Origin of the sequence: Pseudomonas sp. MD195_PC81_125, from assembly GCF_014060985.1 — a bacterium.
Classification (GTDB): domain Bacteria; phylum Pseudomonadota; class Gammaproteobacteria; order Pseudomonadales; family Pseudomonadaceae; genus Aquipseudomonas; species Aquipseudomonas parakoreensis.
This window is the reverse complement of the sequence record NZ_JABULD010001027.1, coordinates 1-698: the sequence shown is the minus strand read 5'-3', so window position 1 is coordinate 698 and position 698 is coordinate 1. Positions and strand designations below refer to the sequence as shown.

General features: G+C 55.6%; 1 protein-coding gene. It reads left to right on the top strand.

From position 1 onward, the window contains the following. Positions 1-134: 134 nt before the first annotated feature. A partial coding sequence (locus HT737_RS30985; RefSeq protein ID WP_182404712.1) for an NAD(P)H-dependent oxidoreductase occupies positions 135-698 on the top strand: 564 nt, incomplete at its 3' end.

The following is a 698-nucleotide window of genomic DNA, read 5'->3' as shown; positions in this document are numbered from 1 at the left end:
CTGCGTTCCATTCGTGCTTTTTGATCAAATGTATTTTGCGCCGACGCGGCTTATTCCGCGCGAGATGGATGGTTAACCTGCCGCCATTCGTTTTCCCATCTTTCCCCAGCCCAATGGCTGCGCGAGGCGTTCTGATGAAAAAAGTGTTGTTGCTCAATGGCGGCAAGAAATTCGCCCATTCCGACGGTCGTTACAACGCGACCCTGCACGAAACTGCACTGAGCGTGCTGGATCGTGGTGGCCTGGATGTCAAAACCACGTTCATCGATGAGGGTTACGACGTCGCTGAAGAAGTGGCCAAATTCCTCTGGGCCGACGTGATCATTTATCAGATGCCGGGCTGGTGGATGGGCGCGCCGTGGACCGTGAAAAAGTACCTCGACGAAGTCTTCACCGAAGGTCATGGCAGCCTTTATGCCAGCGATGGCCGGACCCGTTCCGATGCGTCGCAGAAGTACGGCAGCGGCGGCCTGATTCAAGGCAAGCAATACATGCTGTCGCTGACCTGGAATGCACCGCAGCAAGCTTTCGACGACCCGAGCGATTTCTTCGAAGCCAAAGGTGTCGACGCGGTGTATTTCCCGTTCCACAAGGCCAACGAGTTCTTGGGCATGACCGGATTGCCGACGTTTCTCTGTGTCGATGTGATGAAGCGGCCGAACATCGAGAATGATGTGGCGCGGTATGAGCAGCATCTG